At 71.2% G+C, this 12,966-nt stretch carries 11 protein-coding genes; 7 read left to right on the forward strand and 4 right to left on the reverse strand.

Annotated features, from left to right (window positions below; all coding sequences use genetic code 11):
- Positions 1–2 precede the first annotated feature (2 nt).
- On the reverse strand, positions 3–2,000 hold the full coding sequence (locus ACYF6T_RS26115; RefSeq protein WP_461699371.1) for a TerD family protein: 1,998 nt from the start codon (positions 1,998–2,000) through the stop codon (positions 3–5).
- Between the two features lie 203 nt (positions 2,001–2,203).
- Between ACYF6T_RS26115 and ACYF6T_RS26120 the strand changes: the two genes are divergently transcribed.
- Entirely contained in the window at positions 2,204–2,977 is a 774-nt protein-coding gene (locus ACYF6T_RS26120) for an IclR family transcriptional regulator (protein ID WP_461699372.1), read from the forward strand.
- Complete coding sequence (locus ACYF6T_RS26125) at positions 2,974–3,822, forward strand: SMP-30/gluconolactonase/LRE family protein (RefSeq protein ID WP_461699373.1); 849 nt, start codon at positions 2,974–2,976, stop codon at positions 3,820–3,822. Before ACYF6T_RS26120 ends, ACYF6T_RS26125 begins: the two co-directional genes overlap by 4 nt.
- A 1-nt stretch (position 3,823) precedes the next feature.
- Here the strand turns inward: ACYF6T_RS26125 and ACYF6T_RS26130 are convergent, their stop codons facing one another.
- The 3 genes from ACYF6T_RS26130 to ACYF6T_RS26140 are packed head-to-tail and all read right to left on the reverse strand — an operon-like array spanning position 3,824 to position 7,066.
- On the reverse strand, positions 3,824–5,236 hold the full coding sequence (locus ACYF6T_RS26130) for an FAD-dependent oxidoreductase (RefSeq protein ID WP_461699374.1): 1,413 nt from the start codon (positions 5,234–5,236) through the stop codon (positions 3,824–3,826).
- Complete coding sequence (locus ACYF6T_RS26135; RefSeq protein WP_461699440.1) at positions 5,229–6,449, reverse strand: MAB_1171c family putative transporter; 1,221 nt, start codon at positions 6,447–6,449, stop codon at positions 5,229–5,231. The genes ACYF6T_RS26130 and ACYF6T_RS26135 overlap by 8 nt, the downstream gene beginning before the upstream one ends.
- Positions 6,450–6,460: 11 nt before the next feature.
- Entirely contained in the window at positions 6,461–7,066 is a 606-nt protein-coding gene (locus ACYF6T_RS26140; RefSeq protein WP_461699375.1) for a toxin-antitoxin system, toxin component family protein, read from the reverse strand.
- A 249-nt stretch (positions 7,067–7,315) separates the two neighbouring features.
- Here ACYF6T_RS26140 and ACYF6T_RS26145 point away from each other — a divergent pair, with 249 nt between their 5' ends.
- From ACYF6T_RS26145 to arfA, 5 genes are read left to right on the forward strand one after another with little or no spacing between them, the layout of a single operon-like run.
- Positions 7,316–8,665 carry an extracellular solute-binding protein gene (locus ACYF6T_RS26145; protein WP_461699376.1) on the forward strand — a complete coding sequence of 450 codons (1,350 nt, stop codon included), beginning with the start codon at positions 7,316–7,318 and terminating at the stop codon, positions 8,663–8,665.
- Complete coding sequence (locus tag ACYF6T_RS26150) at positions 8,662–9,600, forward strand: carbohydrate ABC transporter permease (protein WP_461699377.1); 939 nt, start codon at positions 8,662–8,664, stop codon at positions 9,598–9,600. Before ACYF6T_RS26145 ends, ACYF6T_RS26150 begins: the two co-directional genes overlap by 4 nt.
- Complete coding sequence (locus ACYF6T_RS26155; protein ID WP_461699378.1) at positions 9,597–10,457, forward strand: carbohydrate ABC transporter permease; 861 nt, start codon at positions 9,597–9,599, stop codon at positions 10,455–10,457. The genes ACYF6T_RS26150 and ACYF6T_RS26155 overlap by 4 nt, the downstream gene beginning before the upstream one ends.
- Positions 10,454–11,422, forward strand: coding sequence for an arabinan endo-1,5-alpha-L-arabinosidase (locus ACYF6T_RS26160; RefSeq protein WP_461699379.1), 969 nt, complete (start codon positions 10,454–10,456; stop codon positions 11,420–11,422). Before ACYF6T_RS26155 ends, ACYF6T_RS26160 begins: the two co-directional genes overlap by 4 nt.
- Before the next feature lie 20 nt (positions 11,423–11,442).
- Positions 11,443–12,963, forward strand: a complete 1,521-nt coding sequence (gene arfA, locus ACYF6T_RS26165; RefSeq protein ID WP_461699381.1) for an arabinosylfuranosidase ArfA — start codon at positions 11,443–11,445, stop codon at positions 12,961–12,963.
- The last annotated feature ends 3 nt before the right edge of the window (positions 12,964–12,966 follow it).

Genomic DNA, 12,966 nt, shown 5'->3' on the forward strand with positions numbered 1-12,966 from the left:
CCTCACCCGGCGGGGGTGGGGTCTTTCGGCGAGGCCTTCCGCGGGGCCGTCCCGTCCAGGTGCACCACGACTGCCGCGTAGAACCGGTTCACGGCATCGTTCACGCTCCGGATGAAGCCCGACTCGGCGCTGCCCCGACCGCTGCCCATGCTCTTGAGCAGGGAGAGGCGGAAGCCGGTGATATGGGTGGCGGAGTCCTTCGGGAGCAGGTCCGCCGGCTCCGGGCGGAGACGTTCCAGCGTGCCCCGGGGTCCGCCCGTGTCACCGTCCACCAGCGTCTCGATGTGCAGGTCCGCCGGAGCCTCCTCCAGACGGCGGACCAGCCGCTTGGCCCAGGTCAGTGGGTACCCCGCGGTCGGAGCGGGGATCTGCACAGACGTGCGCAGCTTGCCGGTGCGCAGGTCGGCGGTGACGGCCAGGACCCCTGGAGCGCCCTCGACCCGCAGCTCCGCGTGCAGGCGACCGTCCACGCAGAGGCGGTCGGCCAGCAGGGCACGGCGCGCCCCCGGATCCGCGCCCCGCTTGGACCGCTGGACGGGCAGCACCTTCTGCCCGAGCTCACCTCCGAGCCCCAGGCACACCTGGCGGATGAGCCGCTCCCAGCTCTCCACCACTTCCAGCGCGCGCGGGTCGCCCTGGCACAGGGTCTCGTCGTCGATGCCGTTGCGCACCGGGACCCAGGCCGCGCCCATGTTCTGGAAGCCGTGGCAGCCGGAGTTGTCGTGCTGCAGGTAGTGCAGCAGCTCCTGTAGCAGCCAGGCGTGCGCCGCGTTGCCCACGCCCTCGTGCCTGATCAGCATCTGGGCCTGGTGGGCCACCTCGGCCCAGGACAGATGCCGCAGTGCGACCTTGTGCTTGCGCCGTCCGTCGGTCTTGACGTCGACGAGCGGGCTGCCCTCCAGGGCGACGTCGTTGGACAGGGTGATCACGGCCTCGTAGCCGCGCCGGGCGGCGATGTCCATGTACGCCTGCACCTGGTCCGGCTTGAGAGCGTTGCCGTTGGTCTTCGTCTCGACCAGCGCCGTCCACAGCTTGCCGGCCCGTTCGACGCGGATGACGCCGTCCGGGCGCCGGGGCGTGTCACCGTGCGGCAGGGAGACCTCCGTGAATGTCTCCATACGGCCCGCCGGCGCACCGAACGCCGCCGTCAGGCGCCTGCCGAACTCCGGCACCTGCGCCATCACCGACAGCAGCACCGAGGTGGCGCGGGTCTCCCGGTCCCGGTCGCTCTTGAGCACCGACACCGGGAACAGCCGGGCCTCTTTCCAGGAGTCGTTGTCCGCGAGGGACTTCCTGGTCACCTTGGGCAGGGTGACCTTCTTCTTCGCGGTACGGGGCCGGGCCGTCGGCCTGCCCGGACCACCGGACTCGGCGGACCGGCGAGGCGACGGAACCGCCTCGAGAGCCGGCTGCGCGGCAGGCTCCTCGGACGCGGTCTCCTCGCCGCCCTCGGGCTCGTCGTCGATGTCGACCCCGAAGTCCGTGGCCAGGCCGGCCAGTCCGGACTCGTACCCCTGGCCCACGGCCCGGAACTTCCATTCCTCCCCGCGCCGGTACAACTCGCCGAAGATGATCGCGCTCACCGGACCGGCGTCATCGACGGCGAAGCGCAGGAGCTGTTCGCCCGTCGCGTCCGCCAGTGTCAGGCGCAGATCCTCCAACTCGCCGAAGCGCGCCCCCTCGTACCGGCTCGCGGCCACGACCAGCCGCTCGACGTCCGGCGGCACCGCGGACAGATCGAAGCTGATGCGGTCCTCGTTTCCGTCCCCGGTGGGCGTCTTGCCCAGCAGCTGCACGCAGCCGTCGGCGGCCACCGGGTTGTTGTAGAAGCAGAAGTCGCCGTCGCTGCGCACCTTGCCGTTCCCGTCCAGCAGCAGGACGGACACGTCCGCGTCCCCCTCACCGCTCGGGCTCACCCACCCCAGGCCGACGATCACCGAGCCGGCGTTCTCGCTCAGGGCCGACAGAGACACGTTCGAGCCCTTGACCATGTCGCGCATGAAATCCCCCCACATACCCCTCACTGGGCGACGTGATGTGACGTGTCGCACAGGAGAGTCAGTATGACCCACGGGCCGCCGTCAGGTGGTGGGCGCAGGACCATTGCCGGGGTAAACGCACTATGACTAGCCTGTGTTCGTCATGCCGATCGTCTGTTGAAATTTCGAACACAGACGCACATACCCAAGGGAGGGGGCCGGTCGTGGGACGTCTTGTACCTGCGGTGACCCGGGCTCTCGACATTCTTGAGCTCTTCCTCGACGGGGACGGGACGCTCTCCGCCCCCGACATCGTGCGCAAGCTCCAGCTGCCGCGCACCACCGTGCACGAGCTGGTCACCACGCTCGCCGCCCGGTCCTACATCGTGCAGGTGCCCGGTCAGCCCGGACGCTACCGGCTCGGCGTACGGCCGTACCAGCTCGGCAGCCGGTACGCCGAGCAGCTGGACCTCGCCGCCGAGGGCCAGCAGGTCGCCCGGTCGGTCGCGGAGACCTGCGACGAGACCGTGCACGTGGCGATCCTGGAGGGCACCGACGTCATCTACATCGCCAAGGTCGACTCCACGCACGCCGTGCGCATGGTGTCCGCCGCCGGCCGCCGGCTGCCCGCCCACTGCACGTCCGTCGGGAAGATGCTGCTGGCCTCCCTTCCGGAACAGGAACTCGCCACGCGGGTCCCGGACGACGCCGAGCTCGCCGCGATGACACCCAACAGCATCACCGACCCGGCCGCCCTGCGCGAGGCCCTCGCCCGGATCCGGCAGCGGGGCATCGCGGTCGAGAGCCGGGAGTCCAACCCGGACGTCAGTTGCGTCGCCGCCCCGGTCCGGGACCGTACGGGCCAGGTCGTCGCCGCGCTCTCCATCTCCGTACCCATGATCCGCTGGAGCGACGAGCGCCGCGCGGAGCTGGAGCAGCTCGCCGCCAAGGGCGCCGCCGAGCTGTCGGAGCGCCTCGGACACCGGAGCGTGGCATGACCGGCCGGTACGAGGTCGCGGTACGGGCCGAGGCCACCCTCGGCGAGGGACCCACCTGGGATCCCGCCACCCGGCGGCTGATCTGGATCGACATCCTCGGCTCCCGGGTGCACACCTACGAGCCCTCCACCGGCCGCCGCGGCGTCCGCGTCACCGAGCAGCACGTCGGCGCCGCCAAGCCCCGGGCCGGCGGCGGACTGGTCCTGAACCTGCGGGACGGCGTCGGCCTCGTCGACCCCGACGGCGCCTTCCGCTGGCTGCACCACGAGCCCGTCCCCGGCCGCCGCGCCAACGACGCCGCCGTCGCCCCCGACGGCTCCCTGTGGGCCGGCACCATGCGCTACGACGAGGCTCCCGGCGGCGGCACCCTCTCCCGCGTCACCGCCGACGGCACCGTCCGCACGGTCCTCGACGACGTCGCCGTCAGCAACGGCACCGGCTTCAGCCCCGACGGGCGGCTCATGTACTACATCGACTCGCCGACCCGCCGCGTGGACGTCTTCGATCACGAGGAGGGGCAGGTCACCGACCGGCGTCCCTTCGTCGAGATCGAGGACGGCGCCGGGTTCCCGGACGGTCTGACGGTGGACGCGGACGGGTGCGTGTGGGTGGCGTTGTGGGACGGGGGCGCGGTACGGCGCTACACGCCCGCCGGTGACCTGGACCGGACGATCACCCTGCCGACCCCGCGGGTGACCGCCTGCGCCTTCGGCGGCTCCGACCTCACCGACCTGTACATCACGACGGCCAGGGTGGGTCTGGAGGCCCCCCATCCGACGGCGGGCTCGTTGCTGGTGGTGCCGGGCGCGGGCAAGGGCCTGGCGCAGCCCCCCTTCGCCGGCTGAGCTACCGCAACCCCGCCACCTTCAACTCCTCCGCGGTCAGCGGCGGTTCGGTCAGCCCCGGCTTCAACGGCCCCACCGCCGCCGCCAGCAGCACATCCGGCGCCAGCAGCACCTCCGCCCGCCGCTCCAGCGACGTCACGTCGGTGACGCGGCGGGCGATCCGCCCGTTCCCGGTGGCCGTGCGCATCAGGCGGGAGACGTACGCGGCCAGCACCCGGTCCCGCAGCGTCGGTCCGCCCTCCGTCGCCCCGGGATAGAAGACGTCCTGCCCGGTCGCCAGGTCCCACGCCGCCCCGACCGGACGCGCCACCGCCTTCTGGACGCGGCGCGACAGACCGCGTGCGCCGATGCCGTGACGGGCCGTCAGTTTCCGTAGCAGCAGGGCACTTTGCGCGCCCACCGCCAGCCCGTGTCCGTACACCGGGTTGTACGCCGCCAGCGCGTCGCCGAGCACCGTGAAGTTCTCCGGCCACCTCCGCACCCGCTCGTAGAAGTACCGGCGGTTGACCGTGGTGCGGGTGAAGGCGACGTCGGACAGCGGCTCGGCGCGGTCGATCAGGTCGCCGATGAGCGGGTGGCGCAGTTCCTCGCGGGCGAACCGGACGAAGTCGTCGCCGGAGGCGTTGGCCGGGCCGGGCTCGCCCCCGCGCGTGCCGTTGACCGTGACGATCCAGCGGCCGTCCTCGATGGGCAGCAGGAAGCCCGACCGGCCGGGGCCGCCGTCCCGCGGGTCCGGCTGGACGCTGACCACCGGGAAGCCGGCGCGGGCCGGCTCGGGGGCGAGGTAGAGCCGGCTGGCGTAGGCGAGACCGGTGTCGACCTCGCGCGGCTCCGGCGCGGGCAGGCCGAGGTCCGAAAGCCAGCGGGGCGCCCCGGAGCCCCGGCCGGTGGCGTCGACGACCAGGCCCGCCTCGATGGTCCGCTCCCCGCCGTCCCGCCCGCGCACCCGGACCCCGGTGACCGCCTCCGCGTCGCCCGCGAGCCCCAGCACCTCCGTGCCGTCGAGCACCTCGACGCGCTCGTCGGCCAGGACGCGCGCCCGGACCGTCGCGTCCAGCAGATCGCGCCCGGCGAGGATCACGTGGTGCGATTCGGGCCAGCGCCGGAACCAGCCGTGCGCCGAGAAGATCACCATGTCCGTGGTGACCGGCGCCCGGCGCGCCCCGGCGTCCAGGAGCGTTTCGGTGATGCCCGGCAGCAGCTCCTCCATCGCCCGCACCCCGCCCGACCAGAGCATGTGGGCGTGCCGGGCCTGCGGAAGTCCCTTGCGCGGCCCGGGAGCCGGCGGCAGCTCGTCGCGCTCCACGACGACGACCCGCTCGGCGAGACCGGTCAGGGCCCCGGCCGCGAGCATGCCGGTGTGCGATCCCCCCAGGACGACGGCGACTCCGGCGGGGGCGGGGCGTTCACTCATGCGCGGACATGCTCTCTGCCGGGACGGCCGCGCGGGTGCGTACCGCCGTGATCTCGTCAGGGTGGCGCAGGGCGTCGGAGACCGACAGGATCTCCCGGAGCAGGTACGAGGTGTCCGCCTCGCCGGTGCCGGTCTCGCCGGCGCGGGCGTACCGGCCGCTGTCGACGGCGTCCAGGATCGTCACGGCGGCGGCGAGGGCCTGCGCCCGGGCGGGCTCGTGGCCGAGGGCCAGGGCGGCCTGGTGGGCCCGTTCGCGCAGGTCCTCGTCGAGGAAGCGGGACAGTTGCAGCAGCGCGTCGCGGATGAACGTCTCGCGGCGGATCAGGCGCATCTCGGCGGTGGCGCGCAGGGCGAGCGGTTCGCGGCCGCCGGCGACGGTCCGCATCAGCCGGGCCAGCGGACGCAGAGCGCGGTAGCGGCCGCGGACCAGCCAGCGGTCCTGCAGGTACTGGCCGGCGTGCGGGACGATGAACCCGACCGCGACGAAGGTGGCGGCGATGCAGGCGGCCGACGGGGCGATGTTGGCGTTCAGCCAGTCCAGGTCGTGACCGGTCCAACGGGCCGCCACCGCCGTGAACTTGGCGGCGCTGAACAGCAGGTTCGTCGCGTAGCCGATGCCCAGGAAGCGCAGTCCCCAGCGCAGCCAGCCGTCCAGGCCGTCGGTGCGGATCCAGTTCCACACGAGCCGGGTCGTGACCGAGCAGGCGACCGTGTGCGCGGTGAGGTAGAGCAGGATCTCCTCGCGCATGAACGGCGTGCTCGCGTAGTAGGTGTCGAGGTTGCGGGGCTGTTCCACGGGCACGTCGGCGAGCGCGAACAGCACCCACAGGGCGACGACCACGCCCGCGTAGACGGAGACCACCCAGCGGGTCGCGCGCCGGGTCTGCTCGCGGCGGTCGGTGTGGCCGTTGCGCCAGTGCACGACCAGCAGCAGCCAGGACGCGGACAGCGCGGTGATCAGGGAGTAGACCAGGGGAGCGGCGATGTTCGGCACGCCGGTGACCCGGTTGGTCCAGCTGATGGTGGCGGGGGAGGCGAAGGCGAACACCGCGCAGGCGAACAGCAGCAGACCGCCGACGGCCCGCAGCAGCGGGTCGCGCCACAGCTTGATGATGCTGGGCAGCTTGATCACCAGGGCCGCGGTCAGCACCAGGCCCGGCAGCCAGAAGGAGACGTACAGCCCGGTGAAGAACGCGGCCGGGCCCTCGGCCATGGGCACGGCGGTCACCGCACCCCGCCCTCGCGTCCGCGGTAGCCGAGGGTCCGCTGGACCGGGCCGGGACGGGCGGCGCCGCCGTGTCCGGGCAACTGGGGCCGCAGCGCGGCGGCGAGCCGGTGCCCGAAGTCGTCGGCCTCCGCCTCGTCGGCCTCGCGGGAGCCGTCGCGGGCGGCCACCGTCAGGGCGACGGAGTCCCAGTCCGGCCGTCCGGCGAGGGCGTTCGCCGCGACCGGCGCGACGGGGTGGTGGTGGGCGTGACCGGCGTGCATGTGCCACAACTCGTGCCCCAGGATGACCAGTTGCTGCACGCCCTCGGCCCGCTCCTCGACGATGACGAGATCGAAGTGCTGGAACTCCACCCACATGCCCGTCACTTGGATCTCGTCCGGAAACCGTTCGAAGCGCAGCTCGACGGGGCGGCCGGCCCGGCGCGCGCTCATCTCCTCGCACAGGGCCGCGCACACCGCGCGGACGTCCGCCGGCGGACAGGGCCGGGCCCGCAGGGCCGCGGCGAGGTCGGCCGTGAGGGCACGCATCGTGGCACCGCGCCGCGAACCGCGCAGCGCCGCGGAGATCCGGGACGCCGTTCTGCGCGCGCCCGCGATGTCCATCGCACCCCCTCCTCACCGCCGTTCGGCGGCCTGTCCGAGAGTACGCGCCTGAACTGTCCCCGTCACGCGATCGCTTGGTCGACTTACCGACTCCGGTTCGGCCCACGGACCCGCGGCGTCTTTTTCGTGCGCGAACCATTGACTGGAAAGCGCTTCCTCCCTACGGTCCCGTTCGAAGTTACGAGCGTACGCCGATATTTCGAACGGTAAGGCCCACAGAAACGTCAAAGACGACAGATAGGGCGGGGCATGGGACGACCTGGCCTGAATCGCAGGCAGCTTCTGGGCGGGCTCGGAGGGCTGCTCGTCGCCGGCAGCGCCGGCTTCGCCGCACTCGGCACCGGCGCCGACGCGCTCGCCTCCAGCGCGCACACCCGGGTGCGCTACTGGAACCTCTTCAGCGGCGGCGACGGATCGAACATGATCGCGATGCTGGACGCCTTCCGCAAGGAACACCCCGGCATCGCCGTGAAGGACTCCACCCTCCAGTGGGGCAGCCCCTTCTACACCAAGCTGGCCATGGCCGCGGCCGGCAACCGCGCCCCCGAACTCGGCGTGATGCACATGGGCCGGGTCGCGGGCTTCTCGCCGGGCCGCCTGCTGGACCCCTGGGACGTCGACCTGCTCGCCAAGTACGGCGTGCGGGAAGCCGACTACAACCCCAGACTGTGGCAACGCGGCGTCATCGACGGCGAGTTGTACGCCCTGCCGCTCGACATCCACGTACAGCTCTGCTTCTACCGCAAGGACGTGCTGAAGAAGGCCGGCCTGCTCGGCGACGACGGCCGGATGATCCCGGTGACGTCCACCACGGAGTGGTTCGACGTCCTGAAGAAGGCCAAGCGGGCCCAGAAGAAGGGCCTGCAGACCATCGGTCTGTGGACCAACGACCAGAACTTCCAGTGGTGGTTCTTCGTCGCCTTCTACACCCAGCTCGGCGGCCAGTGGTTCGACGACGCCCGCACCGAGGTCCTCTTCGACACCGACAAGGCCACCCAGGTGCTGGAGTTCTTCCGGCAGCACGTCACCGACGGCTACGTCATCCCGGGCGCGCCCACCGGCGAGCAGTTCATCAACGGCGCCCCCTTCACCTGGGAGGGCAACTGGTCGGTGCCCGTCTTCTCCGCCGCCAAGCTCGACTACGGCGCCACCCCGCTGCCGCCCGTCTTCGGCAGACAGGCCACCCACGCCGAGTCGCACTCCTTCGTCCTGCCGCACCAGGCCGGCCGCGGCGGCGCCACCAACGAGGCCGCGCACGAACTGGCCGCCTACGTCGTGCGGCACGCCCTCCAGTGGGCGGCCGGCGGCCACATCCCCGCCTACACGCCGACCCTGTCCACGGCCGCGTACAGGAAACTCCAGCCGCAGAACGAGTACGTCTCCGCCATGGACCACCAGGCCACCGAGCCGAAGGTGTGGTTCGCCGGCTCCACCGGCATCCTCGCCCAGGACCTCGGCCCGATGGTCGTCTCCTCGACCATGGGCTCCGCCAAGCCCGCCGCGGTCGCCCGGAAGATGAAGAACCAGCTCGTCAAGCTCCTCGCCGGCAAGAACCCGATGGACGGCAAGACCGCCGCGCAGGGAGGCGCGCTCGCATGACGACCAGTGCCGAGAACATCCTCGCCCCCGCGCGCGTACGCACCGCCGCGGCCACCGCCACCGTCCGCCGCAAGCAGGGCTTCCAGCACGGGGGCTGGTTCGTCGCCCCGTTCCTGCTGCTGTTCGTGCTGTTCGTGGTCTGGCCGCTGCTGCGCGGCGTCTACCTCAGTTTCACGGACGCCAACATCTCCGGCGAGGGCGCGAGCTTCATCGGCCTCGACAACTACCGCGAGGCACTGCACGACCCGATGATGTGGGACGCGCTCGGGCACAGCGCCTACTTCACCCTGCTCGTCGTGCCCTGCATCACCGTCCTCGCCTTCCTCCTCGCGATGCTGGCCCACCACATCGAGCGCGGGAAGTGGCTGTGGCGCCTGTGCTTCTTCGCGCCCTTCCTGCTGCCCTCGACGGTCGCGGGCAACATGTGGCAGTGGCTGTTCACCCAGGGCATCGGCCTGTTCAACCACACCCTCGGCATCGAGACACCCTGGCTGACCGACAAGTCGTACGCGATGCTCGCCATCGTCATCGAGACCCTGTGGTGGACGGTCGGCTTCTCCTTCCTGCTCTACCTCGCCGCCCTCCAGGGCATCCCCGCCCACCTCTACGAGGCCGCCAAGCTGGACGGCGCCAACGCCTGGCACCGCATGGTCCACATCACCCTGCCGATGCTGCGCCACATCACCGGCCTGGTGATCGCCCTCCAGGTCCTCGCCTCGCTCCAGCTCTTCGACCAGGCCGTGGTGATGTTCGACTTCGGCACCGGACCGGAGAACAGCACCCGGCCGTTCGTGCAGTACACCCTCGAACAGGGCTTCACCAGCTACCGCGTGGGCTACGCCTCCGCGATGTCCATCATCTTCTTCGTGATCATCGCAGTCGTCGCCCTGGCGCGGATGTGGCTGCTGCGCACCCGTGAGGAGGGCGGCCGATGACCACCGCCGTACAGATCCGCAAGCAGTCCCGCAGGCCCTGGACGCCGAGCCAGATCGTGCTCACCCTGCTCGGTGTCGCCGTCTCCGGCGTCTTCGTCGCGCCGATCGCCGCGGCCCTGTTCACCTCGCTCAAGTCCGAGGCGGAGGCGGCCGAGATCCCGCCGCACTGGCTGCCGAGGACCTGGACGACCCAGGCGTGGCGGGCGCTGTGGTCGACCGGCAACATCACCGACTGGTTCGTCAACTCGCTGGTGGTCTCGGTCCTGGTCACCGCCATCGTGCTGACGGTGGCGGCCCTCGCCGGATACGGCTTCGCCCGCACCGAGTTCCGCGGCAAGGGCGTGCTCATGGGGATCGTCATGTCCGGCCTGATGATCTCGCCCGCCGTCCTCGGCGTCCCCCTCTTCACCACCGTCCAGCAGATGGGCATGGTCGACACCTACTGGGGCATGATCCTGCCGCAGTGTGCGCCGGCCGCGATGGTCTACATCCTCTACAAGTTCTTCCAGGGCATCCCGCGCGAGCTGGAGGAGGCCGCCTTCATCGACGGCGCGGGCCGCTGGCGGGTCTTCTTCACGATCGTGCTCCCGCTGTCGCGGCCCTCCCTCGCCGCGGTCGGCATCTTCACCTTCATCGCCTCCTGGAACAACTTCCTGTGGCCCTACATGGTGACCAACAACCCCGACCTGATGACCATGCCGAACGGCATCGCGACCGTCATGAACTCCTACGGCATCCAGTGGGCCCAGCTCATGGCCGGCGGCCTGATGGCGGGCCTGCCGCTGATCGTCGTCTTCGTCTTCTTCCAACGGCAGATCGTGGCGGGCGTGGCCCACACGGGATTGGCGGGACAGTGAGGGTGCGCAGAGCGGTGACGGCCGCGGCGGCCGCGGTCCTCCTGGCCTTCCTCCCCAACGCGGCGCAGGCGGACCAGAGTTACCCGGACCCGCTGCCGGTCACCGGCCAGCGGATCATCCACGACCCCAGCGTCGTCGCGCTCAGGTCCGGCGGTTACGTGGCCTACTCGACCGGCGGTGTCATCGGAGCCCGCACGTCGAAGGACCTGCGCCAGTGGGACGACGCGGGCAACGCCTTCGCCGAGCCGCCGAGTTGGTGGTACGCGTACAACGACACCGGTGACCCCTGGGCCCCGGACATCTCCTACCGGGCGGGCCGGTACTGGCTGTACTACGCCGTGTCGAGCTGGGGCACCAACCACTCGGCGATCGGCGTGGCCACCTCCCCCTCGGGCCTGCCCGGCACCTGGACGGACCACGGCACGGCGTTCACCTCCGAGACGACGGACACCTGGAACGCCATCGACCCGGCGATCATCAGGGCCGGCGGCCGGCTGTGGATGGCGTTCGGCTCGTACTGGACGGGCATCCGCATGGTCGAACTGGACCCGGGCACCGGCAAGGCCCTGCCGGACGCCCCGGTCGCACACCTGGCGACCCGCCCGGACGCCCCGTACGCGGTGGAGGGCGCGTCCATCGTCCGACACGGCCGCTACTACTACCTCTTCGCCTCCTACGACGCCTGTTGCGCCGGCGTGAACTCCACCTACAAGATCAGAGTGGGCCGCTCGACGAAGGTGACGGGCCCCTACACCGACAGCACCGGCAAGGCCCTCCTGGACGGCGGCGGCGACCTGCTGCTGGCGAGCCACGGCAGGTACGTCGGCCCCGGCGGCGAGTCGGTCTTCCGAACCCACGGCCAGGACTGGCTGGCGTACCACTACTACGACGCGGACGACAACGGCACCCCGAAGCTGGGCCTGAACAGGCTCGGCTGGGTGCGCGACTGGCCTGTCATCAAGTGACACGTTTCCGAGAGGTCCCCATGAGCAACAGCACCGCCCGCTTCACCCTCGACCCCGCCTTCACCGTCGGCGAGGTCAACCCCCGTGTCTTCGGATCGTTCGTCGAACATCTCGGCCGCTGCGTCTACACCGGCATCTTCGAACCCGGCCACCCCACCGCCGACGACAAGGGCCTGCGCCAGGACGTCCTCGACCTGGTCCGCGAGCTCGGCGTCACCGCCCTGCGCTACCCGGGCGGCAACTTCGTCTCCGGCTACAAGTGGGAGGACTCCGTCGGCCCCGCCGAGAGCCGCCCGCGCCGTCTGGACCTCGCCTGGCACTCCACCGAGACCAACCGCTTCGGCCTCTCCGAGTACATCGACTTCCTGCGCAAGGTCGGCCCCCAGGCCGAGCCCATGATGGCCGTCAACCTCGGCACCCGCGGCGTCGCCGAGGCCCTGGAGCTCCAGGAGTACGCCAACCACCCCGAGGGCACCGCCCTGTCCGACCTGCGGGTCGCCCACGGCGACAAGGACCCCTTCGGCATCAGGCTGTGGTGCCTGGGCAACGAGATGGACGGCCCCTGGCAGACCGGCCACAAGACGGCCGAGGAGTACGGCCGTCTCGCCGCCGAGACGGCCCGCGCGATGCGCCAGCAGGACCCGAAGGTCGAACTCGTCGCCTGCGGCTCCTCCAGCCAGTCCATGCCGACCTTCGCGGAGTGGGAGGCGACCGTCCTCAAGGAGACCTACGACCTGGTCGACTACATCTCCCTGCACGCCTACTACTGGCCCGAGAACGGCGACGTCGACTCCTTCCTGGCCTCCGCCGTCGACATGGAGTCCTTCATCGAGAACGTCGTGGCGACCGCCGACCACGTGGGCGCGCGCCTGAAGTCGAAGAAGCGGATCAACCTCTCCTTCGACGAGTGGAACGTCTGGTACCTGCCGGAGTGGGAGGAGCGGGCGAAGGAGTTCGAGCAGGACGACTGGCCCGAGGCGCCGCGGCTGCTGGAGGACAACTACAGCGTCACCGACGCCGTCGTCTTCGGCTCCCTCCTCATCGCGCTGCTGCGCCACGCCGACCGCGTCACCGTCGCCTGCCTCGCCCAGCTGGTCAACGTCATCGCCCCGATCATGACGGAGCCGGGCGGCCCGGCCTGGCGCCAGACGACGTTCTTCCCCTTCGCCCAGGCCTCCCGGTACGGCCGCGGCCGGGTCCTCGACGTCCGCGTGGACTCGCCGACGTACGAGACGAGGAAGTACGGCGAGACCGACCTGCTGCACGCCACCGCCGTCCGCGCCGACGACGGCACCGTCACCGTCTTCGCCGTCAACCGCAGCCGCACCGAGCCGCTCCCGCTCGAAGTCGCCCTCAACGGCCTGGAGTTGACGCGGGTCGTCGAGCACAGCGCCCTCGCCGACGCCGACCCGGACGCCCGCAACACCCTCGACGAGCCCGAGCGGGTCGCCCCGCACCCGGTCGAGGGCACCGCCGTCGCGGACGGCACCCTCACCGCCGTACTCGAACCGCTGTCGTGGAACGTGATCCGGCTGGCGTAGGGA

This window comes from Streptomyces sp. 7R007 (assembly GCF_054850255.1).

Excerpts from the sequence above, each read along its gene's own strand:
- ACYF6T_RS26140 (WP_461699375.1), bottom strand. The coding sequence starts at position 7,066 with ATGGACATCGCGGGCGCGCGCAGAACGGCGTCCCGGATCTCCGCGGCG.
- ACYF6T_RS26145 (WP_461699376.1), top strand. The coding sequence starts at position 7,316 with ATGGGACGACCTGGCCTGAATCGCAGGCAGCTTCTGGGCGGGCTCGGA.
- ACYF6T_RS26150 (WP_461699377.1), top strand. The coding sequence starts at position 8,662 with ATGACGACCAGTGCCGAGAACATCCTCGCCCCCGCGCGCGTACGCACC.
- ACYF6T_RS26115 (WP_461699371.1), bottom strand. The coding sequence starts at position 2,000 with ATGCGCGACATGGTCAAGGGCTCGAACGTGTCTCTGTCGGCCCTGAGC.
- ACYF6T_RS26135 (WP_461699440.1), bottom strand. The coding sequence starts at position 6,449 with ATGGCCGAGGGCCCGGCCGCGTTCTTCACCGGGCTGTACGTCTCCTTC.
- ACYF6T_RS26130 (WP_461699374.1), bottom strand. The coding sequence starts at position 5,236 with ATGAGTGAACGCCCCGCCCCCGCCGGAGTCGCCGTCGTCCTGGGGGGA.
- arfA (WP_461699381.1), top strand. The coding sequence starts at position 11,443 with ATGAGCAACAGCACCGCCCGCTTCACCCTCGACCCCGCCTTCACCGTC.
- ACYF6T_RS26155 (WP_461699378.1), top strand. The coding sequence starts at position 9,597 with ATGACCACCGCCGTACAGATCCGCAAGCAGTCCCGCAGGCCCTGGACG.
- ACYF6T_RS26125 (WP_461699373.1), top strand. The coding sequence starts at position 2,974 with ATGACCGGCCGGTACGAGGTCGCGGTACGGGCCGAGGCCACCCTCGGC.